Annotated in this window: 20 protein-coding genes; 11 read left to right on the forward strand and 9 right to left on the reverse strand. The window is 71.2% G+C overall.

Going from position 1 to position 21507, the window contains the following annotated elements:
• Positions 1-77: 77 nt before the first annotated feature.
• A complete protein-coding gene (locus MED15_RS01905; RefSeq protein WP_112589393.1) occupies positions 78-1151 on the reverse strand; it encodes an XdhC family protein in 1074 nt (357 codons plus the stop codon).
• A 118-nt stretch (positions 1152-1269) separates the two neighbouring features.
• On the opposite strand from MED15_RS01905, the gene MED15_RS01910 reads away from it, so the two are divergent.
• From MED15_RS01910 to MED15_RS01945, 8 genes are read left to right on the forward strand one after another with little or no spacing between them, the layout of a single operon-like run.
• Entirely contained in the window at positions 1270-2142 is an 873-nt protein-coding gene (locus MED15_RS01910) for an FAD binding domain-containing protein (protein WP_112589391.1), read from the forward strand.
• Between the two features lie 2 nt (positions 2143-2144).
• Positions 2145-2693 carry a (2Fe-2S)-binding protein gene (locus MED15_RS01915; RefSeq protein ID WP_112698116.1) on the forward strand — a complete coding sequence of 183 codons (549 nt, stop codon included), beginning with the start codon at positions 2145-2147 and terminating at the stop codon, positions 2691-2693.
• Positions 2690-5080, forward strand: coding sequence for an aerobic carbon-monoxide dehydrogenase large subunit (locus tag MED15_RS01920; RefSeq protein WP_112698117.1), 2391 nt, complete (start codon positions 2690-2692; stop codon positions 5078-5080). The genes MED15_RS01915 and MED15_RS01920 overlap by 4 nt, the downstream gene beginning before the upstream one ends.
• Before the next feature lie 10 nt (positions 5081-5090).
• Entirely contained in the window at positions 5091-5957 is an 867-nt protein-coding gene (locus MED15_RS01925) for an XdhC family protein (RefSeq protein ID WP_112734653.1), read from the forward strand.
• A gap of 3 nt (positions 5958-5960) precedes the next feature.
• Positions 5961-6536, forward strand: a complete 576-nt coding sequence (locus tag MED15_RS01930) for a nucleotidyltransferase family protein (protein WP_112698119.1) — start codon at positions 5961-5963, stop codon at positions 6534-6536.
• Complete coding sequence (locus MED15_RS01935; RefSeq protein WP_112589381.1) at positions 6533-7402, forward strand: AAA family ATPase; 870 nt, start codon at positions 6533-6535, stop codon at positions 7400-7402. The genes MED15_RS01930 and MED15_RS01935 overlap by 4 nt, the downstream gene beginning before the upstream one ends.
• The gene (locus tag MED15_RS01940; RefSeq protein WP_112698120.1) at positions 7399-8241 is read left to right on the forward strand and encodes an SRPBCC family protein; all 843 of its coding nucleotides are present in this window, start codon (positions 7399-7401) and stop codon (positions 8239-8241) included. The genes MED15_RS01935 and MED15_RS01940 overlap by 4 nt, the downstream gene beginning before the upstream one ends.
• An 8-nt stretch (positions 8242-8249) precedes the next feature.
• Positions 8250-9476: a vWA domain-containing protein gene (locus MED15_RS01945; protein WP_244220329.1), complete on the forward strand. Its 1227-nt coding sequence runs from the start codon at positions 8250-8252 to the stop codon at positions 9474-9476.
• On the opposite strand, the gene MED15_RS01950 is transcribed toward MED15_RS01945, so the two are convergent.
• The 5 genes from MED15_RS01950 to map all read right to left on the reverse strand — a co-directional run bounded on the left by MED15_RS01950 (position 9401) and on the right by map (position 14932).
• Positions 9401-10357, reverse strand: a complete 957-nt coding sequence (locus MED15_RS01950) for a LysR family transcriptional regulator (RefSeq protein ID WP_112698183.1) — start codon at positions 10355-10357, stop codon at positions 9401-9403. The two genes, MED15_RS01945 and MED15_RS01950, sit on opposite strands and share 76 nt — an antisense overlap.
• 154 nt (positions 10358-10511) lie before the next feature.
• A complete protein-coding gene (locus tag MED15_RS01955) occupies positions 10512-11312 on the reverse strand; it encodes an FkbM family methyltransferase (RefSeq protein ID WP_112698122.1) in 801 nt (266 codons plus the stop codon).
• Between the two features lie 36 nt (positions 11313-11348).
• Entirely contained in the window at positions 11349-13004 is a 1656-nt protein-coding gene (locus MED15_RS01960) for a sulfatase-like hydrolase/transferase (RefSeq protein ID WP_244220330.1), read from the reverse strand.
• A gap of 98 nt (positions 13005-13102) precedes the next feature.
• Positions 13103-13972 carry a CDP-alcohol phosphatidyltransferase family protein gene (locus MED15_RS01965; RefSeq protein ID WP_112589371.1) on the reverse strand — a complete coding sequence of 290 codons (870 nt, stop codon included), beginning with the start codon at positions 13970-13972 and terminating at the stop codon, positions 13103-13105.
• 186 nt (positions 13973-14158) lie between these two features.
• Positions 14159-14932, reverse strand: coding sequence for a type I methionyl aminopeptidase (gene map / locus MED15_RS01970; protein ID WP_091399310.1), 774 nt, complete (start codon positions 14930-14932; stop codon positions 14159-14161).
• A gap of 65 nt (positions 14933-14997) precedes the next feature.
• On the opposite strand from map, the gene MED15_RS01975 reads away from it, so the two are divergent.
• On the forward strand, positions 14998-15300 hold the full coding sequence (locus tag MED15_RS01975) for a helix-turn-helix domain-containing protein (protein WP_091399313.1): 303 nt from the start codon (positions 14998-15000) through the stop codon (positions 15298-15300).
• 422 nt (positions 15301-15722) lie between these two features.
• The gene (locus MED15_RS01980) at positions 15723-16991 is read left to right on the forward strand and encodes an MFS transporter (RefSeq protein ID WP_279636229.1); all 1269 of its coding nucleotides are present in this window, start codon (positions 15723-15725) and stop codon (positions 16989-16991) included.
• Between the two features lie 56 nt (positions 16992-17047).
• Here MED15_RS01980 and MED15_RS01985 read toward each other — a convergent pair whose 3' ends face one another.
• Together MED15_RS01985 and MED15_RS01990 are read right to left on the reverse strand one after the other, a co-directional pair.
• On the reverse strand, positions 17048-18220 hold the full coding sequence (locus MED15_RS01985) for a lactonase family protein (protein WP_112734654.1): 1173 nt from the start codon (positions 18218-18220) through the stop codon (positions 17048-17050).
• A 178-nt stretch (positions 18221-18398) separates the two neighbouring features.
• A complete protein-coding gene (locus MED15_RS01990; RefSeq protein WP_112725422.1) occupies positions 18399-19283 on the reverse strand; it encodes a LysR family transcriptional regulator in 885 nt (294 codons plus the stop codon).
• An 82-nt stretch (positions 19284-19365) separates the two neighbouring features.
• Between MED15_RS01990 and MED15_RS01995 the strand changes: the two genes are divergently transcribed.
• The gene (locus MED15_RS01995) at positions 19366-20616 is read left to right on the forward strand and encodes an MFS transporter (RefSeq protein ID WP_112734655.1); all 1251 of its coding nucleotides are present in this window, start codon (positions 19366-19368) and stop codon (positions 20614-20616) included.
• 128 nt (positions 20617-20744) lie between these two features.
• Here MED15_RS01995 and MED15_RS34465 read toward each other — a convergent pair whose 3' ends face one another.
• Positions 20745-21494: a VOC family protein gene (locus MED15_RS34465; protein ID WP_112725424.1), complete on the reverse strand. Its 750-nt coding sequence runs from the start codon at positions 21492-21494 to the stop codon at positions 20745-20747.
• Positions 21495-21507 lie beyond the last annotated feature (13 nt).

Raw genomic sequence — 21507 nt, forward strand, 5'->3', positions numbered from 1 at the left:
AGCTTTTACAGTGCGAATTTTGGCACCACATTTCCATGATCGACGGGAGCGGGCTGTGCCGACGAATTGGCCCTCGGTCAGCTGTGGTGGATCGGGGTCGCCAGGTCGCTGAGCGGGCGACCCGAGCCGCCCCAGGTCTGGGCGGTGATCTCGGCGGCGATCGCCACGGCCGTCTCCTCCGGTGTCCGCGCGCCCAGGTCCAGCCCGATGGGTGAGCAGAGTCGGGCCAGCGCGCTCTCCGGTACACCCGCCTCGCGCAGCCGGCGCATCCGATCGTCGTGGGCGCGCCGGCTGCCCATCGCGCCGATGTAACGGGCGGGTGTGGCGAAGGCGACCTGGAGCAGCGGCACGTCGAACTTGGGGTCGTGGGTCAGGACGCAGAGCACCGTGCGGTCGTCGACGGCAGTGGACTCCAGGTACGCGTGCGGCCAGCGGACGACGAGGTCGTCGACGTCCGGGAAACGCGCACGGGTGGCGAACACCGGGCGGGCGTCGCAGACCGTGACGTGGTAGCCGAGGAACTTACCGATCCGGGCCATCGCGGCGGCGAAGTCGATCGCACCGAAGATGATCATCCGAGGTGGTGGCACGTACGACTGGACGAACACGGCCACCTCGTCGCCGCGCTGCTGCCCCTGCCGGCCCAGGTGGATCGTGCCGGTGACGCCGAGGGCGAGCATCCCGGTCGCCTGCCGGGCCGCCGCGTCGTCCAGGTCGGGTGCGCCGAGGCTGCCCGCGACCCGATCGGGCCAGATCACCAGTTGGGCGTTCTCGACCGATGCGGTGGCGACCGGACGGCCGTCGCGGATCGCGGCGAGGACCTGATCGAACTCGGTCATCGCGACGCTCGGTTGCACCAGGACCTGGATGGTGCCACCGCAGGTCAGCCCGACGTCCAACGCGTCGTCGTCGCTGACGCCGAAGGTCTGGGTGTGCGCCGCGCCGGTCTGGATCGCGGTCCGGCAGAGTTCGTAGACGGCGCCCTCGACGCAGCCGCCCGAGATGCTGCCCACCACGTCTCCGTGCGCCGAGACGGCCATCGCCGCGCCAGGTTGCCGAGGCGCGGACTGCCAGGTCCGCGCGACGGTCGCGACGGCGAACGCGACGCCCGCGACGCGCCAGCCGGCCAGTCCGTCGACGATGTCCCGCATGGCCGCACGATCCGCGAGCCCCGGCGGCAGCGTCAACGGCGACCTAAGCAGTTGCTTAGGTCGCCGTTGACTTTGGCCACCGCCGGGCAGAGATTTTGCCGGACTGCGGAGGTGCGACATGCAGGTGCCGGCACCGTTCGAGTACGAGCGAGCCACCAGTGTGGACCATGCGATCAGCCTGCTGGAGCGGCTGGGCGGGACAGCCCGCCTGATCGCCGGCGGGCACAGCCTGTTGCCGATGATGAAGCTCCGGCTGGCCAACTTCGACTATCTGATCGACATCAACGACCTGCACGGCGAGTTGGGCTACGTCGAGGCGGGCCCGGACGAGGTCCGCATCGGTGCGCTGACCCGGCATCGGGAACTCCTCGAATCCCCCGTGCTGGCGGCGGCGTTCCCGATCTTCGCCGACGCCGAGCGGGTGATCGCCGACCCGGTGGTGCGCAACCGGGGCACGCTGGGCGGCTCGCTGTGCCAGGCCGACCCGTCCGAGGACCTGTCGGCGGTCTGCACGACGCTGGACGCGCGGTGCGTGATCCGTGGTCCGGGCGGCGCGGAGCGGGTCGTGTCGATGGAGGACTTCCACGTCGGGCCGTACGAGACGGCCGTCGCGGACGACGAGATCCTGGTCGAGATCCGGCTACCGGTACGGCCCGGCTGTGGCAGCGCGTACGCCAAGGTCGAGCGCCGGGCCGGCGACTGGGCCGTGGTGTCGGCGGGCGCGGCGGTGTGGCTCGACGGCGGCGCGATCGTCGACGCCCGGGTCGGGCTCGCGGCGGTCGGCCCGAACACCACCGGCATCCCGGCGATCTCGGCGGCGCTGCGCGGGCAGGAACCCTCGGAGAGCCTCTACGAGCAGGCCGGGGCGATCGCGGCGGACAGCTGCGACCCGGTGACCGACCAGCGCGGCAGCGCGGACTACAAGCGGCATCTGGCCGCCGAGCTGACCCGGCGGACCCTGCGCCGGGCCGTCGAACGGGCGAGGAGCTGAGCATGCAGGTCACCATGACCGTCAACGACGTCGAGGTCACCCGGGAGATCGAGGCCCGGCTGCTGCTGGTGCACTTCCTGCGCGACGTGCTGGGTTTGACCGGCACGCACTGGGGCTGCGACACCAGCAACTGTGGCACCTGCGTGGTCTGGCTCGACGGCGAGCCGGTGAAGTCGTGCACGGTGCTCGCGGCGATGGCCGGCGGCCACCAGGTGCGTACCGTCGAGGGCCTCGCCAAGGGCGCCGAGCTGGACCCGGTCCAGCAGGGGTTCATGCAGTGCCACGGTCTGCAGTGCGGTTTCTGCACCCCGGGGATGATGATGACCGCGCGGGCGCTGCTCGACCGCAACCCCGACCCGAGCGAGACGGAGATCCGGGAGGCGATCTCGGGTCAGATCTGCCGGTGCACGGGTTACGCCACCATCGTGCGCTCGGTCCGCTGGGCCGCCGTGGCGGAGGCGCAGGCTGCGGCCCAGGTCACCGAGACCACCGAATCGTCCGAGGCCGGCGAGATCGACAACGCCGGCCAGCCCGCGGAGGCCGTCGCATGACCACTGTGCACGAGCGCGTGGACACGTTCCACGACAACGACCAGAAGCCCGTCGGGTACGGCCGGATGCTGCGCAAGGAGGATCCACGCTTTCTGCGTGGTCGTGGCCGGTACGTCGATGACGTCCAACTGCCCGGCATGCTGCACCTCGCGATCCTCCGGTCGCCGGTGGCGCACGCCCGGATCGTCAGCATCGACACCAGCGCCGCCGAGGCGTCGCCCGGGGTGAAGGCGGTGGTGACCGGGGCGATGCTGGCGCAGCAGAACCTGGCCTGGATGCCGACGCTCTCCAACGACGTGCAGGCCGTGCTCGCCACCGACAAGGTGCGTTTCCAGGGCCAGGAGGTGGCGTTCGTCGTCGCCGAGGACCGGTACGCGGCGCGTGACGCGCTGGAGCTGATCGACGTCGAGTACGACGTGCTCGACCCGGTGATCGACGCACGCCGGGCGTTGGAGTCGGACGCACCGCTGATCCGCGACGATCTGGACGGCAAGACGAACAACCACTGCTTCGACTGGGAGACCGGCGACGAGGCGGCCACCGAGGCGGTCTTCGCCCGCGCCGACGTCGTGGTCAGCCAGGATCTCGTCTACCCCCGGGTGCACCCGGCGCCGATGGAGACGTGCGGGGCGGTCGCCGACTACGACGCTGTCGACGGCAAGCTGCGACTCTGGTCGACCACCCAGGCCCCGCACGCGCACCGCACCCTCTACGCCATCGTGGCGGGCCTACCCGAGCACAAGATCCAGGTGATCTCGCCGGACATCGGCGGCGGGTTCGGCAACAAGGTGCCGATCTATCCCGGGTACGTCTGCGCGATCGTCGCCTCGATCGTCACCGGCAAGCCGGTGAAGTGGATGGAGGACCGCTCGGAGAACCTGATCAGCACCGGTTTCGCCCGCGACTACATCATGCGCGGGGAGATCGCCGCGACCCGCGACGGCCGGATCCTCGGCATCCGCACCAACGTGCTGGCCGACCACGGCGCGTTCAACGGCACCGCCGCCCCGGTGAAGTACCCGGCCGGTTTCTTCGGGGTCTTCACCGGCAGCTACGACATCGAGGCCGCGTACTGCAAGATGACAGCGGTCTACACCAACAAGGCGCCCGGCGGTGTCGCGTACGCCTGCTCGTTCCGGATCACCGAGGCGGTCTACCTGGTCGAGCGGATCGTCGACTGCCTCGCCGACGAACTCGGCATGGACCCGGCCGAGCTGCGGTTGAAGAACTTCATCCAGCCGGAGCAGTTCCCGTACACGACGAAGACCGGCTGGGTGTACGACTCGGGCAACTACGAGCCGACGATGCGGCTCGCGATGGAGATGGCCGGCTACGACGAGTTGCGCCGCGAGCAGGCCGAGAAGCGGGCCCGGGGCGAGCTGATGGGCATCGGCATCGCCTTCTTCACCGAGGCCGTCGGCGCCGGGCCGCGCAAGGACATGGACATTCTCGGGCTGGGCATGGCCGACGGCTGCGAGCTGCGCGTCCACCCGACCGGGAAGGCAGTGGTACGCCTCAGCGTCCAGTCGCAGGGCCAGGGGCACGAGACGACGTTCGCGCAGATCGTCGCCGAGGAGATCGGGATCCCCCCGGCGGACATCGAGGTGCTGCACGGCGACACCGACAACACCCCGTTCGGCCTCGGCACGTACGGCAGCCGCTCGACACCCGTCTCGGGCGCGGCGGCGGCCCTGGTGGCCCGGAAGGTCCGCGACAAGGCCCGGATCATCGCCTCCGGGATGCTCGAGGTGTCGGTCGCCGACCTGGAGTGGGAGAGGGGCGCGTTCCACGTCGCCGGTGACCCGGGCCGGTCCGTCACGATCCAGGACATCGCTCTGCGCGCGCACGGCGCGGGCGACCTGCCCGAGGGCATCGAGGGTGGCCTGGAGGCGCAGATCTGCTACAACCCGTCGAACCTCACCTATCCACACGGCGCGTACATCTGCGTGGTGGACATCGACCCCGGCACGGCGCAGGTGACGGTACGACGGTTCATCGCTGTCGACGACTGCGGCACCCGGATCAACCCGATGATCATCGAGGGGCAGGTGCACGGCGGGTTGACCGACGGGGTCGGCATGGCGCTGATGGAGATGATCGCGTTCGACGAGGACGGCAACTGCCTGGGCGCGTCCCTGATGGACTACCTGATCCCGACGTCCCTCGAAGTGCCCGACTGGGAGACCGGCTTCACCGTCACGCCGTCGCCGCACCACCCGATCGGCGCGAAGGGCGTGGGCGAGTCCGCCACAGTGGGGTCGCCGCCCGCGATCGTCAACGCGGTCATCGACGCCCTGAAGCCCTTCGGCGTCCGCCACGCCGACATGCCGCTGACGCCGTCGCGGGTCTGGGACGCGATGCGCGGCCAGGCCCGGCCGCCGATCTGAGGAGCCGAGGATGACCACCATCGCCGAACGCGCCCGGGAGCTGACCGACACCCGGGAGCCGTTCGTCCACGCCACAGTGGTCCGCGCGCAGGATCCGACGTCGGCCCGGCCGGGCGACGCCGCGGTGATCCGGTCCGACGGCTCGATCGAGGGCTTCGTGGGCGGGGTCTGCGCGGAAAGTTCGGTACGGGCGGCGGCGCTCGACGCCCTGCGCGAGGGGACCGCCCTGCTGCTGCGGGTGCTGCCGGAGGGCGCGGCCCCGTTCCCGGACACGCCGGGAGCGCGGGTGGTGGTGAACCCGTGCCACTCCGGCGGGGCGATCGAGGTCTTCCTCCGACCGATGCTGCCGGCGCCGGCGGTGCGCGTGGTCGGTGACACCCCGATCAGCGCCGCCGTGGCGACCCTGGCCGCGTTCCTCGACTTCGACGTCGTCGCCGCCGACGACAGCACCGGCTGCACCGCCGTGGTGGTGGCCGGGTTGGGAAAGGGCGAGCCGGAGGCGATCCGGGCAGCGCTCGACGCCGGCGTCGGGTTCATCGCGGTGGTCGCCAGCGGCAAACGCGGCGGGGTCCTGCTCGACGAGCTGGGGCTCACCGACGCGGAACGCGCCCGCGTCCACACTCCGGCCGGGCTGGAGATCGGCGCGCGTACGCCAGCGGAGATCGCCCTGGCGATCATGGGCGAGGTGGTCCGGGCCATCCGGGTGGACGGGTTGGCCCCGTCCGCCGGCGCGCCGGCTGCCCGACCGCAGCAGGCCGTCGACCCGGTGTGCGGGATGACAGTGCTGGTCGGGGCGGAGACGCCACAGGCGCGCGTCGACGGGCAGGACTTCTGGTTCTGCTGCGCCGGTTGCCTCGCGAGCTACACGGCGGCGTGACACGTGTTCCTGACCGGCGTGGTGCTCGCCGCGGGAGCGTCGGTGCGGCTCGGTGAGCCCAAGCAACTGCTCCCGTACCGGGGGCGGACGCTGCTCGACGCCACAGTCGACCTGGCCCGCTCGTGCGGCTTCGACCAGTTGCTCGTCACAGTGGGCGGCGCGGCGGGCGACATCCGCGACCGGGTGGACCTGACCGGCTGCCAGGTCGTGCAGAACCCGGCGTTCAGCACCGGCTGCGGGTCGTCGGTGCGCACCGCCGCGCGTGCGGTGGACCCGCGCGCCGACGCGCTCGTGCTGCTCCTCGGCGACCAGCCCGGCGTCCGCGCCGCGGACGTCCGCCGGGTCGCCGCGGCGGGCACCCCGCTGGCCGTGTGCCGGTACGCGGACGGCTTGGGCCACCCCTTCCGCTTCGGCCGGGAGGTCCTGCCCGAGTTGTACGACCTGCACGGCGACAAGGCCGTCTGGAAGCTCCTGCACTCCGGACGCCACCCGGTGACCGAGGTGACCGTCGACGGGCCGGTGCCGATCGACGTGGACACCCGAGCCGACTACGAGCGCCTGCTGGCGGGCGAGGCATGAAGGACGCCCAAGCCGTCCGGCACCGCCTCGACGCCGTCGACTACCTGGTCGACGACGGCATGGCGATGGCCCTGTTCCTGGCCTTGCGCCTCGGCCGGCCCCTGCTGCTGGAGGGCGAGCCGGGGGTCGGCAAGACCGCCGCCGCGAAGGCGTTGGCCCGCGCGCTGGAGACACCGCTGATCCGGTTGCAGTGCTATGAGGGGCTCACCGCGGGCGAGGCGCTCTACGAGTGGAACTACCAGCGGCAACTGCTGGCGATCCGGCTCGCCGAGGCGCACCACACCCGGCTCACCGACGCGGACCTGTTCAGCGCCGAGTACCTCCAGGAACGGCCGATCCTGCGGGCCGTACGCCACAGTGGGCCGGTCCCGCCGGTGCTGCTGATCGACGAGATCGACCGGGCCGACGACGAGTTCGAGGCGCTGCTGTTCGAGTTCCTCGGCGAGGCCGGCATCACGATCCCCGAACTCGGCACCTTCACCGCCCGCACCCCACCCGTCGTGGTGCTCACCTCCAACCGCAGCCGGGAGTTGCACGACGCGCTGCGCCGCCGCTGCCTGTACCACTGGATCGACTTCCCCGAACCGGCCCGCGCCGTGGAGATCGTCCGCCGAGCCGTACCGGGCGCGACCGGGCCGCTGATCCAGACGGCCGTGCAGTTCATCGGCGGCGTACGCCACCGGGAGTTGGAGAAGGCGCCCGGGATGGCGGAAACCATCGACTGGGTCGGTGCGCTGTCCGTGCTGGGCGTCACCGACCTGGCCGCCGACGGTGTCGCGCAGACCATCGGCACCATCGCCAAGACCCCCGACGACCGCGCCGTGGTCGCCGCCGCGCTCGGCGCCTACCAGGAGAGTCCGCCATGAAGATCACCAACGAGTTCGCGGTCACCGTCCCGATCGAACAGGCCTGGGCGGTGCTCACCGACCTGGAGGGGCTCGCGCCGTGCCTGCCGGGCGCCCAACTGACCGACGTCGACGGCGACGTCTACCAGGGCCGGGTGCGGGTCAAGGTCGGGCCGGTCGTCTCGGAGTTCGCGGGCACCGCCCGGTTCGTCGAGAAGGACGACGCCGCGTATCGCGGGGTGATCGACGCGAAGGGCCGTGACGCCCGCTCGGCCGGTACCGCGTCCGCGCTGGTCACCGCGCACCTGCGGCCGGACGGCGACCGGACGTTGGTCAGTGTGGACACCGATCTGAAGATCTCCGGCAGGCTGGCCCAGTTCGGCAGCGGCATGATCAAGGAGGTGTCGGGCAAACTGCTGGCCCAGTTCGTCGCCAACCTGGAGGCCAAGCTCGCCGCCGAACCGCCGGCCCCGCATCCGAACGCCGAACCCGTGACGGCCACGTCCGCCGCGCCGCCCGAGCCAACCCCGGCCGCGTCCGCCACGGCGGTCGCGACCACCCCCAGCACCGCCGCCGTGGCACCCTCACCCGTCGAGCCGTCACCGGTCGCACCGTCGGTCGTCGGACCGTCGCCGGTCTCGTCACGGCCAGGTTCGCCGCCACCGGTCGCGCCGTCGGCCGCCGGGCCGTCGGTCGTCAGGCCGTCGGGCGATGCCGTACGTGTCGCGCCGACCGCCGAGCCGGAGGCGCTCGACCTGCTCAGCATCGCCGGCGGGTCGGTCACCAAGCGCCTCGTACCGGTGCTCGTCGGTCTGGTCGCGGTCGGCGCGGTGATCGCCTGGCTGGTCGCGCGCCGGTGAGCCCGGGCGTGCTGCGCGGCGTGGACCGGGCCGCGTTCGCGGTGGCCCTCGCCAGCCGGCTGCGCCGAGCCGGCGTTCCGACCGGGCTGACCAGCGTCGACGACTTCGTCCGGGCGCTCGCCGCCAGCCCGCCCGACTCGATGTCGTCGCTCTACTGGGCCGCCCGGATCAGCCTGGTGCGACGGCACACCGACGTCCCCGCGTTCGACCGGGTCTTCGCGGCGGTCTTCGCGGACCCGCCGCCGTTGCCCCGATCGCAGCGGTCCGCGCCCCCGACCGGCGGCCCCGACGACGTGTACGTCCGGGTGCCGGCCGACACCGACGACGCGGGGCCGGGCGGCGGCCTGCCGTGGGCGACAGTGCCGCCGGCGGTCGCCGAGACACCCGAGCGCGACACAGTGCTGCGACTGCCCGAGCGACGCCCGAGCGCCCACACCGGGCTCGCCGACCGTCCGTTCGACGAACTCGACGCCGCACAGGTCACGCAACTCGGCGACGCCCTGCGCGCGGCCGTCGCCGGCTGGCCGACCCGACGCACCCGGCGGCACAGCATCGGCTCGTCCGGTGCCCGGATCGCGTTGCGGGCCACCATCGCCCGGGCCCGGCGTACCGGCTGGGAACCCGTCGAGGTCGTCCGCGCGCGCCCGGTACGACGGCCACGCCGGGTCGTGCTGCTCTGCGACGTCAGCGAGTCGATGCGGGCGCAGGCGACCGCGTACCTGCATCTGATGCGGGCGTTCGCGGTGGTCGCCGACGCGGAGGTGTTCGCGTTCGCCACGACGCTGACCCGGCTCACAGTGCTGCTCCGGCACACCTCGGCGGCCGAGGCGGTCGCGCAGGCCAGCGCCGCCGTGACCGACCGGTACGGGGGCACCCGGATCGCCACGAACCTGCGTGCCCTGCTCACCTCCCACCACGCGGAGGCCGTACGCGGGGCGGTGGTGGTGATCGGGTCGGACGGTTGGGACAGCGATCCGCCCGCCGCTCTGGCGACGGTGATGGCCCGGCTGAGCCGGCGCGCGTACCGGATCGTCTGGTTGAATCCCCGCGCCGGCGCTCCCGGCTTTGCCCCCCGGGTCGGCGGGATGGCCGCCGCACTCCCCTACTGCGACCGGATGCTGCCGGCCGGTACCTTCCAGGACCTGCTGGTCGTCGCCCGTCAGCTCCAGAGCGTCACGTGCACCGACGGCCGGAAATGGCCGACGCTGACGCCCGCGCCGCGCATCATCGCCTGAATCGCCCTGGGCGTCGATGAGAAGCGCGACAGCTCCTCGGCGGCCGACATCGAACCGGGGGTGGCGAGCACCTGCGCATGCCACACCGCTTCCATCGTCGCGTGCGGCCCCACCACCTGCCCGAGCTGGCCCTGACGGATGTCGGGCGCGACGGTGAACGCGAGGGCCGGTGCCACCCCCCTGCCCCGCTTGGCCTCCCCCAGCGCGGCCGCGTGGCTCTGGAAAATCTGCTGCCGCTCGTCCGGCACGGCCAGCCGGCGCAGCAGCGCCGGGACCGCGCCCCACTCGGTGGCGGCCGACGGCCCGAGCAGCCAGGTCTGCTCCCGCAACTGCCCTGGGGACGCCGCCAGGCCAGCCAGTGGGTGCTCCGGACCGACGGCGATCACGAGCCGGTAGTTCATCACCGGCCGGCAGCCGATGGCGCTGTCGACGACCGAGGGTTGCGGCCCGATCGCGATGTCCACGGCGCGGGTCAACAACAGCGACTCAAACGACCCCGGGTTGCGCACGCTCAACTCGACGTCGAGGTCGGCGGCCCGCTTCGCGAAGAGTTCGATCAGCCCCGGCGCGGCGAACTCGGCGAACAGGCTCGACGCGGCGACCCGCAGCATCCGTCGGCCGCGCGTCGCGGCGCTGACCTCCAGCATGGTGCGGTCCTGCAGGCCCAGCAGTTCCGCCGCGCGACTGGCCAGCCGCAGCCCACCCGGGGTGAACGCGAGGCCCGCCGCCGTCCGGGCGAAGAGCTTGTCGCCGAACTCCTTGCGCAGCTGGGCGATGTGCAGCGACACCGCCGACTCGGAGACCTGAAGCTCCGCGGCGGCCTGTTTGACCGAGCCCAGCCGGACCACGGCGACGTACGCGCGCAGCTGTGTCGGGGTCACCGGCACCCTCTTCCCCGCGATCGCGTGGCTCGGCTCGGCGTCGAGACGAACGTCGATCATCCCGCGCTGGTCCGTCCCACCGCCAGCGGCCGATCATCTGATCGTCGGGCCCGATGCCGTTCACGGTGGACCGAAGCGGTGACGCGTGCTCCGGTCAGCTCTCGGTGGGGGCCGCCTGGCTCCCGGACACGCAGTACACGTCGCCGGAGTTCGCGGCGTGCGGCAGTTCGTGCAGGTGCGTGGCCAGGTCGGTCGCGGGCATCCAACGCCGGAACGTCATCGACTTGTCGTCGCCCACCGCGACGTCGAAGCCGTCGAAGCCCAGCGCGGTCAGGCGATCGAGGCACCGGTCGGCGACCGCACGCGCGATGGTGGTGAACTCGAACGACAACGCGGGCAGTGGGCGGCTCAGGCCGGCCAGCACCTCGTCCTCGAAACCCTCAACGTCAATCTTGGTGAAGGTCGGCACGCCGTACGTCTCGATCAGCGCGTCGACGGTGACCACCGGGACCTCGATGTCGGTGTCCCACACCTCGCCCTCCCACCCGCCCGCGCCCTTCGCGGCGCGGACGAAGTCCGGTGAGGCGGTCGAGACGGTGGGGTTGGCGGAGTTGACGTGCAACCGGGTGCGCCCAGGGAGTGCGCCGCACGCTGCGTCGACAACAGTCACCTGGTCGTCGTCGGCGTAGATCGCCCGCAGGACGCGCAGACACAGCGGCTGCGGTTCCACAGCGACGACCCGGGCACCGAGGCGACGGAAGCTGGCGATGTGGTCGCCCACGTGGGAGCCGATGTCGAAGACGAGGTCCCCACTCCCGACGAAGCGGGAGTAGAAGGCGTCCATCCTCGCGTCCCGTTCGGGATCGCCGTAGTAGACGTCCAGCGACCGGTGCAGCAGGGACAGGGCCGGGTCGTTCCGGAGCGCGGCGATCCTGGTGTCGGTGGTAGCCGTCATCTGTCTGGTGTCCAGTCCGTGAGAGAGGTGGCCGGGTTACGGTCCGAAGGCGGTCAGGAACCGGTCCCGGAAGGCGTCCATCCGCCAGACCGGCGCCTGCGGCCCGGGCTTCAGCCCGTCCTGCCAGCCCCACCCGGAGATCCGGTCCAACACGGCCCGATCACGGGTGATGATCGAGATCGGCACGTCGTGGCTGGCGTTCTCGCCGGTGACGACCGCGGCGGGTTGGTGGTCACCGAGGACGATGAACACGAGGTCGTCGTCTCCGTAGGTCCGCACGTAGGAGATGAGCGAGCCGAGGGTGTACTCGATGGACTTTCGGTAGTCCGCCCGGATCTGGGCGGTGTTGCGGCGCTTGTCGTCCGACCTGCGCGCGCCAGCCCCACGGTAGACCGCGCCGTCGCCGACGTCGGCCCAGTCGAGCAGCGGCGGGACGGGCGTCCAGGGCGCGTGACTCGACACCAGCGCCAGCTCGGTCATCACGTTGCCGTCGCGCTTCGCCTGCTCCAGGCGCTGCCAGCTGGCCAGGGTGTACTGGTCGGGCGGGGTGCCGAAGCTGAACTTCGGGCCACGGTACGCGAGAGCCTTGGCGTCGTAGAACCGGTCGTAGCCGAAGAAGGAACCCTCCGGCCATGCCCTGGTGACGGCTGGCATCACGCCGACGGTCTGCCAGTTCGCCCGTCGGAAGGCGCCGTTGAGGGTCATCCGGTCACTGGCCAGCAGGGTGCGGTGCCGCTGGTCGTTGTCGATCCAGAGGCCGGAGAGCAACGTGTCGTGCGCGAGCCAACTGCCGCCACCGAAAGTCGGCGAGGTGAGGAAGCCGCTCTGCGCGGCGAAACCCGCCGCGCCCAGCTCGCTGGTGCCGCGGTCGAGGACCGCGCCGACCTGCGGCGCGAACTCCGGGTCCTCGACGGCATCCCGGCCGTAGCTCTCCACGAAGGCGACGACCACGTTCTTGCCGCGCAGCGCGGTCAGTAGCTGGTCACCCGGGGTGTCGCCGAACCTGTCGGCCTCAATCAACGCGCCGAACGTCTCGCGGTCGTCGAGGCGCAGGCGCACCTGGAAGCCGTGACCGTTGGCCAGGGTGGTCGCGGACGTGTCGGCGACCGGCACGCCCTCGACCACCCGCACGTTGAACGCGGCGCAGGCCACCCAGACGACCACCAGCGCGGCCACGATCCGGGTGGTCCCGGTGCGGTGCCGGACCACCAGTCGCCGCAGCCGCCGCATCGACAGCGTGACCAGTGTGGGCAGGCCCACGAACACCACCGCCAGGGTGATGGCGACGCCGATGGCGGCGGGTCGACCGTACGACTCGCTGAGGAAGGCGAACCCCTCGTCGAGGAGCGCCCAGTCGAGCACCGGGTCGAACGCCCGGCTCAGCGAGGCGGTGAACCCCAGGTCGAGCAGCTTCAACAGGCCGAGCAGGCCGAGGGCCACGCCGGCCAGCGTCGCGACCAGTCGGCTGCCACGAGACGGCAGGGCGAGCAGGAGGGCCACGACCAGCAGCGCCTCCAGGGGGATCCGCGCGAACGCCGCCGGGCTGAGCCGGCCGAAGTCGTACGGCACGGTGAGGACGAGCAGCACAAGCAGCGCGGCCAGCACGGTCGTCAGCCGGGCGGCGATGGAGCGTTTCGGCCGATCCTCGACGTCGGTGCCGTCAGCGGTCCCGCCCGAGGCTTCGCCCCTCATCGCCCTCCGTCCCTGGCTCGGCAACTGACGTACGCGCGTCAAGAGCGACAACCCGGGCATCCTTCCATGATCTTTGCTGGGAGCGGCATCCGGGCGGCTCAGACGCGGGCGATCCCGCGTCGGGCCACGGCGACAGTGGGACGGTCCGACCACGGCAGCCCATCGGTAGTGCTCGGGATCAGCTCGGCCAGCCCCGCTCCGGCGCCTGGGGCGCCGTGGCTCTGCGAGCTGACCGGCTGAACCATCGCACCCTGGGCGTCGTGGATGACTGCGTGGCGGAGGCGCCGGGTCGTCCAGAGCCAGGCGACGTCACGCCCGAACGACTCGACCAGCAGCGCCACCGACGCCACCAGCACCACTGTCGTCAGCGGCGGGGGCAGCACGTCGGCCATCGCCACCGTCAACACCACGCCCTGGATCGCGGCGACGACCTTGCTCCAGTAACGCGGCGGCGCGGATCCCCGCATCCACTCCAACACCCAGGTCGCGGCGCCGAAGAGGTAACGCATCGCGCCGATCACGAGCACCCAGCCACCCACCGCGGGGGCCACGTGCAGGCAGAGCACCAGGACCAGGAAGGAGTCGATCTCCATGTCGAAGCGCGCGCCGAGCTCGCTGGTGGTCCCGGTGCGGCGGGCCGTGTACCCGTCCACGGCGTCGAGGGCCAACGCCACGCTGGTGAGGACGACCATCACCGTGATCGGCGCCGACCGGCCGAACGAGTCGGCGGCCAGGGCCGTCACGCCGCCGACGAGGATCGCCCGGCTCAGGGTCACCCGGTCGGCCGGGCTGAGCGCACCCGCGCCCGAGCGGGACATTCCCCGGCTGAGCAGGGCGCACAGGGCCACCCCGTACGCCAGCCCCGCCACCCAGCCCGCCGCGCCCAGACCGACTGTCTCCGCCAGCACCGCCAGCAGGACGATCTGCACGAGCAGTCCGATGACCGGACCAGTTCGAACCGTTGACATCGTGCCTCCGTGACTCTGGTGGGTGACCCTGACCGTCATCACGGAAAATATGACCGATCGGTTCATTCTGAACGCGATCCGGCAGGGTGCCACGGAGGGACGTGCCCCTTCGGCCGCCGGTTAATCGTCCATCGTGGGCGGCCCGTCTTCGGCTGACCGGTGCGGGCGTCGATCGTCGCGTACGGGTCAGGGCGTCGGCAGGGTGAGCACGTCCGCACCGTCGTCGGTGATGGCGATGGTGTGCTCGCTGTGCGCCGTCCGGCAGCCCGTCGCGCTACGGAGGGTCCAGCCATCGGCATCGGTGACGAGCGTGGCGGTGTCCGCCATCACCCACGGCTCCAGCGCCAGCAGCAGCCCCGGGCGTAGCCGGTAGCCGCGACCGGGGCGCCCGGTGTTGGAGACGTGCGGGTCCTGGTGCATCGTCGATCCGACGCCGTGGCCGCCGAACTCCGTGTTGACCGAGTATCCCGCCGCCTTGAGGACCGAGCCGATCGCGTGGGAGATGTCACCGATGGGGACGCCGGGGCCGGCGGCGGCGATCCCCGCCTGCAAGGCGCGCTCGGTCGCCTCGATCAGCGCGACGCTCTCCGGGGGCCGCACGTCGCCAACGATGAAGCTGATCGCCGAGTCCGCGACGACTCCACCCTGGGAGACGGCGAGGTCGAGCGAGAGCAGGTCGCCGTCGGCGAGCGGGTAGTCGTACGGCAATCCGTGCAGCACGGCGTCATTCACCGACGTGCAGATGTAGTGGCCGAACGGCCCGCGACCGAAGGACGGCTCATAGTCGACGTAGCAGGACTGCGCCCCGGCCTCGGTGATCATGGCCTGCGCCCACCGGTCGATGTCCAGGAGGTTGGTGCCGACCACGCAGCGGCTCTTCAGCGTCTGCAGGATGCCGGCGACCAGCGCGCCGGCGCCCTTCGCTCGCAGCACGTCGGTGGGGCTCAGGATCTCGATCATGCAGCGCCTTCCTCGGACGACCAATAAGTATCCCGGCCATATTATCCCGGTACTAGAATCGGAGCATGGTCAGGTTGCCGCTCACTCCCGCAGAGCTCGAACGCGGACAGCGCCTCGGTGCCCTCCTGCGTCGAGCCCGTGGAGAGCGTTCGATGCTCCTCACCGCGTTGGACGCGGGCGTCTCGCCGGAGACCCTTCGAAAGATCGAGTCCGGCCGGATAGCCACCCCCGCGTTTCCGACCATCGCGGCGATCGCCGACGTCCTCGGCCTCTCCCTCGACGCCGTCTGGTCGGAGATCAACACGTCGGACGGCAGCGCCGAACTCCCCCGACCGACGCGCACCGCGCGCGAACGGTTGGCCTCCTAGCGCGCTGCGGTCGAGCCGGTTGACGCCGCCGCGGGTGGGCCCGATTCGCTCGCGCTGTGTACGCCTTGTCGGCCAGGACTCGGTCAAGGCTTCGTCTTCGGGACGGCCTGTCGTCAGGTGCGGAACGCGAATGCGCTCAGGCCCCGAATGAACTGCGGGCTGTCACGGCGCTGCCGGCAAAGCGCTTCCCACGATAGATAACCTAACAGTGATCCTTCCCGATCGGTATCGGGCAGACGCCCGACTGCGCAGGTCAGCGGCGGTGGCTAAGTTCGCCCAATGCCCGACCAACATGATCGGTGCGGAATCCGCGGGTACCTGGACGCTCGGCGACCTGAGCGTCAATCGGATCGGATTCGGCGCGCTGGTCCGAGCTTCGTGACGCCGGACTCTCCGGCATCTCGGCCGGAAGGTTCGTCACTGTGCAGACAGCGACAACGCCCGTTCCCATTCCTCCGCGCGACACCTCGTGGCTCGTTGCCCGAGGACTCATCCCCGATCACGGCCCTCGGCGCGTCCTGGCCGTCGCGACCTTCGTCAACATGCTCGGAAGTGGCATCTTCATGGCCACCGCCGTGCTCTTCTTCACCCGATCCGTCGGTCTTCCCCTTGCGCAGGTCGCTCTGGGGATGGGCATCGCGGCGCTCGTCGGGATGCTCGCCGGAGTTCCGGTGGGGCATCTCGCCGATCGTCGGGGCCCGCGCGAGATCTATCTGCTGACCCTGGTCATCCGAGCCGCCACCATGGCCGCTCTGGCCTTCGTGCACACGTTCTGGCCGTTTGTCGTCCTGGTCTGCCTGACCCAGCTCGCGCACTCAGCCGGCGGGGCATCTCGCGGTCCGCTGGTGCGTGGCTTCGGCGGCGCCAACCTTGGCCAGTACCGGGCCTATCTGCGGTCGATCGCCAACCTCGCGGGATGTTGCGGCGCCCTCGCCGCCGGCGCAGCGGTGCAACTGGACACCCGCGCGGCCTATCTGGCCCTGGTCGTCGGCAACGCCGTCAGCTTCGTGGCATGCGCCGCCATCATCACTCGACTGCCCTCGCTGCCGCCCGTCCCAGCGCCCCAGTTGACCGGGCGTTGGATCGCACTGAAGGACAGGCCGTTTCTGACAGTCACAGTGCTCGACGCCATCCTGGGAATACAGGGCCAGGTACTGGTCTTCGCGCTGCCGGTGTGGATCATCTCGGAGACCGACGCGCCACGCTGGTTCGTCGGGGTGGCCGTGCTGGTCAACACCGCACTCGTGGCGACGCTGCAGGTCAGAGCGAGCCGGGGGGTCGACACCAGTTCAGCGGCAGGTCGGGCGATGCGCCGCTCCGGGCTGGCGTTCCTGATCGGAATGGCCCTGATCGCCACCACGTCGGCAATGCCCGGATGGGTCGCCGTCACGGTGCTCACGCTGGGGGTCGCCTCGCACACCGTCGGCGAGTTGTGGCACGCGGCGGGCTCACTCGAGTTGCAGTTCCGGCTCGCTCCCGCGCACGCGCAGGGGCAGTACATGGGGATCTCCGGCCTTGGCACGGGCCTGGCCAACGTCGCCGCCCCTTCCCTCCTGGGCCTGCTCTGCATCGCCTGGGGTGCCCCCGGCTGGCTGCTGATGGGTGGCATCTTCGTCGCGGTCGGGCTCGCCGCCCCGGCGGTCGTCCGATGGGGCGAGCGAACGCGGCCGGACTCAGCGGATGCCGTCTAGAAACCGGCGGGAGCTGGCCCCGGTCGATGAACGACCGGGGCCAGCGGGTGGTGCGCTCAGGAGGCGGCGATGCCCTCCATGCCGATGCCGTCGGCGAACTTCGGCAGACCCTCCACTGTGGTGACGAGATTCAGGGAGCCGTCCTCGTGCACCTTGTAGCCCTGCACGTTGCCGGCGGTGGCGTTCTGCACGTACAGGAAGCCGTCACTGCTGGTCATGTCGATCGACCCGCCGTTGGTGTCGGCGGCGACGTTCTTGACGAGTTCGAGCTTGCCGTCGTCGTCGACCCGGTATGAGCTGATGGTGGAGCTGCCGGCGTTGGCGACGAAGAAGTAGTCGCCGACGCGCTGGATCCAGCATGGCGCCTGCTGTCCGTTCGGCACCGACGGTCCGACCTGGTCGAGCGCGCCGTCGTCCTCCAGCTCGAACCGGCTGACCGCGTTCGCACCCGACTCGGTGACCAGCAGCGAGTCATCGGTGTCGAAGGTGAAGCCGAACGGGGTGTTCCCCGCGTCGCTGATGACGGGGTTGCGGGACAGCTTGCCGTTGCGACCGATCTCGTAGCTGAACATCACGTTGGCGGCCTTGGTCGACACCAGGACGAACTCGCTGTCCGGGTCGATCTTGACCTGGGCCGGGGCGGTTCCGAACGCGGGCGGGTTGCCGTTGTGCAGCCCGAGCGACCGGTTGGCGTCCTCGATCCGCGACAGGCGCCCCTTGTGCAGCTCGAAGCCCTGCACCGAGCCCTCGCCGCCGGCGTTGAGGACGTAGACGAGGTCGCCACGGGCCGCGACGCTGACCGGCAGCAGACCCCCGGACCAGATGACCTGGAGTTTGTGCAGCTTGGTGCCCTCGACGCGGAAGACCGTCACGGTGTTGCTGCCGGCGTTCACCGCGAACAGCAGTCCGCGGTGGTACGTGAGGGAGCCCTGCGAGGCCAGCGCGTCGAGCGGCGCGCCGATGGTGAAGCCGCCCAGCCCGCCGGTCTCGTACTCGCCCGCCTTGGTGAGGCGGCCGTCCTCGTCGCGGTCGTACACCTTGATGGTGTTGCCCTCGGCCTTGTTGGTCTGGACGAAGACCGCGCCCTCGTCGCCGTGGTGGTGATCACCCCCCTTGCGGTCGTCGTGGTACCCGGGGCCGCCGCCATCGGCGAAGGCGGCCCCGGGGATCGATCCGATGCTGGTCAGACCTGCCAGGAGGGCTGCCGCGAGCGCCACACTGCGCTTCATCACTGACTCCTTGTGCACCCGAAGGGAGGAATACGAGTTTTCCTCTCCTTCGAAAGCTATCGGAGCAGGTAGGCGCGTTCGACTCACTTACCCTAAAGCGGTAATTTCGTGCCGTTCCGTGGAATGAGCAGACGTGCGGGCAGAGGTGGCATCGGGGGCAAAGCGGATCCGCGGCCCGTCAGGGCAGGAACTCGGCGGTCAGGCTGATCAGCGCACGGGCGGCGGCCCCGACCGGGCGGTCCACCGGGGTGGCAAGGGACGCCGTCCAGTTCAGGTCGACGCCGGCGACGCTCAGCAGGCGCACCCCGTGGTCGTCGGCGACGGCGAAGCGGGGCAGCAGCGCGATGCCGAGCCCGTGCCGCACGTGTTCGGCGCCGGTGGCGATGTCGGGGATCTCGATCGTGACGCGCCGGGACAGGCCGGCGGCCGCGAACGCCCGGTCGGTCACGGCCCGGTTGCCGTAGCCGACCGGGGAGTCGATGAAGTCCAACCCGGCGATGTCGGCGAGGGTGACCGCCTCGCGGGTCGCCAGCGGGTGGTCGTCCGGGACGACGAGGTCGAGAACCGAGCTGGCCAGCTCGGTGAGGTGGATCTCCGCCGGAGGCGTGCCGGGCAGCGAGACGAACGCGAGGTCGAGCCGGCGTTCCGCGAGGGCGTCGATGAGCCCCTGGGAGCCGTGCGGGGCGACGCTGGTGTGCAGCAGCACTCCGGGGTGCCGGCGGTGGAACTCGCCGAGCAGGGCCGGCAGGTGCAGGAGTCTGATCGAGGTCATCGTGCCGATGCGCAGGGTGCCGCGCAGGCCGCCGTGCACCTCGGCGACCGCGTCGCGGGCGTCGCGGGCCGCGTCGAGGGCGATCCGGGCGCGCGGCAGCAGCGCGGCACCGGCGTCGGTGAGGCGTACGCGCTTGGAGTTGCGGTCCAGCAGTGACGCGCCCAGTTCGCGTTCGAGGGTCTTGACCGCGGCGGAGACGGCGGACTGGACGACGTGCAGGCGGGCGGCGGCGCGGGTGAAGTTCTGTTCCTCGGCCACGGCGACGAAGTACTCAAGTTGGCGGAGCTCCACACCACCAAGTATCACCGATCGCGATCGTCGCGAACATCAACTTTCGTTGGACCTGATGCTTGGGTGGGGCAACAGTGGGGTCATGTCCTTGTCGACCCTGACACCCCGACCCACCACGTCCGACCGCGGCGACGGCTCGTCGCGCCGGCACGGCCGTGGCTTCTGGGCGATCGCCCTGGCGTTCCTGACCGCGATGGCGTTCTGCACCGTGCCGGCCCCGCTCTACCCGCTCTACATGGCGCGGGACGGCTTCTCCACGTTCATGGGCACGATCGTGTTCGCGGTCTACGCGGTGGGCGTGGTGATCAGCCTGCTGCTCGCCGGTCACGTCTCGGACTGGGTCGGCCGCAAGAAGATCCTCATTCCGGCGTTGGCGTTGGAGCTGGTGGCCGCCGCCCTGTTCCTGGGTGACCCGTCCCTGCCGGTGCTGCTGGTCGCCCGGCTGGTGAGCGGGCTGGGCATCGGCCTGATCACCGCGACCGCCACCGCGTACCTCCAGGAGTTGCACGCCGCACACCGGCCCGGCTCGTCCCGTCAGCGCTTCGAGATGGTCTCCACCGCCGCCAACATCGGCGGGCTGGGCGTCGGCGCGTTGGTCGCGGGCGTCCTCGCCCAGTACGTCGACGCACCGCTACGTACGCCGTACCTGGTGTTCGCCGTCCTGCTGGCGGTGAGCATCGTGGCGGTCGCCCTGTCCCCGGAGACCGTCGAGGAGCGGCCGGTCAAGCCCACCTACCGGCCGCAGCGGATCAGCGCCGACCACGGGGACCGCGCCGGCTACCTGGCCGCGGCAGCCGCCGGGTTCGCCTCGTTCGCCGTGTTCGGCCTGTTCACCTCGGTCGCCCCGGGTTTCGTCGCGGGTGCCCTGCACCTCCCGTCGCGGGCCCTGGCCGGCACCATCGTGTTCGCCGTGTTCGGCGGTGCGGCCGTGGCGCAGACCCTCACCAGCCGGCTGGCCGCCCCGGCGAAGGTGCGCCTGGGGCTGCTCGCCCAGGCCGTCGGCGTGCCCGTCCTGCTGGTGGGGATGCACACCGCCAGCCTCTCGGTGTTCCTGGTCGGCGGGGTGGTCGCCGGCATCGGCGCCGGCGTGCTCTTCAAGGCCGCCGTCGGCGCCGTCGCGGCGATGGCCGCACCCGCGCAGCGCGGCGAGGCCCTGGCCGGGCTGTTCCTCATCGGCTACCTGGGGATGATCCTGCCGTCCGTCGGCATCGGCGTCGCCACCCAGGCCGTCACCGCCGGCACGGCGATGAACTGGTTCACCGGGTTGCTACTTGTCATGCTCGCCGGCGTGGCGGCGCTGTTCCGCCACAGCGCCGCGGCACAAGCCCGATGAGCCGTACGGCCTAAAACCGCTCGGCCAAGATCCGCACAGGAACAGGGAAAGTGCTGCCTCACCGGCCGCGGAGGCACCTACATCCCGGAAGTTGTGCGGATCTTGGCGGGCCAGACGCGGGGGCCGGGTCAGCGCGGGTCGGGCCACCACGGTTCGAGGAGGGTGGGGTCGGCGACGTACTGCGCCACCTGCGTCCGCTGTTCCGGGGTCAGCGACAGCGCCTGGAGTCGGGCGCCCCACTCGGGCACCCGGTCAGCCTTGTCCAACGCGGTGGCCAGCTCGATCAGCCCGGCCAGCGCCATCGCCTGCTCGACCGCCGGCGCGTCCTCGGCGCGGCGGCGCATCCCCGAGTCGAGCGCCCGATAGGCCGCCCGGTCGTCCATCTTGAACTCGCGCAGGATCCGCGCGTTGTCGAGCACCCGGGCCAGCCCGTCGAGCTCCTTCGACCCGCCGTACTCCACGTCCTTCGGTTCATCCCGCTGGATGAAGACGATGGTGTTGCCCGACGGGTCGACGATGCTGAACCGCGACGCCCCGGCCCGGTAGCGGGTCATCCGGGGAAGGCCCTTGACCAGCACCTTGCCGTAGCTGCGGCGCATCGCCTCGGCGAACACCGCGTGGTATGACGCCACCGCGTCCACCATCACCAGGCAGCCGCCGGAATGCTCCTTCGCCGGGTCGAGATCCTTCGGTGCCGGGCCGTAGTGCAGCTGGAACCCACTCCAGGTCAACGCCAGGTAGACGTATGGCCTGAGTTGCTCAAAGGCCACCTCGAACCCGAGGGCCCGCCAGAACGCCAGGGTCTCCTCCGGGGCCGCGCAGTGCAGCAGCGGCACTGTGGTCTCGTTCGGTTGGACACGGTCCGCATTGGTCGTCATTGTCGATCCCCGT

Source organism: Micromonospora noduli (assembly GCF_003264475.1).
GTDB classification, from domain to species: domain Bacteria; phylum Actinomycetota; class Actinomycetes; order Mycobacteriales; family Micromonosporaceae; genus Micromonospora; species Micromonospora noduli.

Bases quoted from the DNA above. Each gene is read 5' to 3' on its own strand.
- MED15_RS01935 (WP_112589381.1), top strand. From the start codon at position 6,533: ATGAAGGACGCCCAAGCCGTCCGGCACCGCCTCGACGCCGTCGACTAC.
- MED15_RS34465 (WP_112725424.1), bottom strand. From the start codon at position 21,494: ATGACGACCAATGCGGACCGTGTCCAACCGAACGAGACCACAGTGCCG.
- MED15_RS01955 (WP_112698122.1), bottom strand. From the start codon at position 11,312: ATGACGGCTACCACCGACACCAGGATCGCCGCGCTCCGGAACGACCCG.
- MED15_RS01910 (WP_112589391.1), top strand. From the start codon at position 1,270: ATGCAGGTGCCGGCACCGTTCGAGTACGAGCGAGCCACCAGTGTGGAC.
- MED15_RS01995 (WP_112734655.1), top strand. From the start codon at position 19,366: ATGTCCTTGTCGACCCTGACACCCCGACCCACCACGTCCGACCGCGGC.
- MED15_RS01905 (WP_112589393.1), bottom strand. From the start codon at position 1,151: ATGCGGGACATCGTCGACGGACTGGCCGGCTGGCGCGTCGCGGGCGTC.
- MED15_RS01940 (WP_112698120.1), top strand. From the start codon at position 7,399: ATGAAGATCACCAACGAGTTCGCGGTCACCGTCCCGATCGAACAGGCC.
- MED15_RS01960 (WP_244220330.1), bottom strand. From the start codon at position 13,004: ATGAGGGGCGAAGCCTCGGGCGGGACCGCTGACGGCACCGACGTCGAG.
- MED15_RS01965 (WP_112589371.1), bottom strand. From the start codon at position 13,972: ATGTCAACGGTTCGAACTGGTCCGGTCATCGGACTGCTCGTGCAGATC.
- MED15_RS01985 (WP_112734654.1), bottom strand. From the start codon at position 18,220: ATGAAGCGCAGTGTGGCGCTCGCGGCAGCCCTCCTGGCAGGTCTGACC.
- map (WP_091399310.1), bottom strand. From the start codon at position 14,932: ATGATCGAGATCCTGAGCCCCACCGACGTGCTGCGAGCGAAGGGCGCC.
- MED15_RS01915 (WP_112698116.1), top strand. From the start codon at position 2,145: ATGCAGGTCACCATGACCGTCAACGACGTCGAGGTCACCCGGGAGATC.
- MED15_RS01920 (WP_112698117.1), top strand. From the start codon at position 2,690: ATGACCACTGTGCACGAGCGCGTGGACACGTTCCACGACAACGACCAG.
- MED15_RS01925 (WP_112734653.1), top strand. From the start codon at position 5,091: ATGACCACCATCGCCGAACGCGCCCGGGAGCTGACCGACACCCGGGAG.
- MED15_RS01975 (WP_091399313.1), top strand. From the start codon at position 14,998: ATGGTCAGGTTGCCGCTCACTCCCGCAGAGCTCGAACGCGGACAGCGC.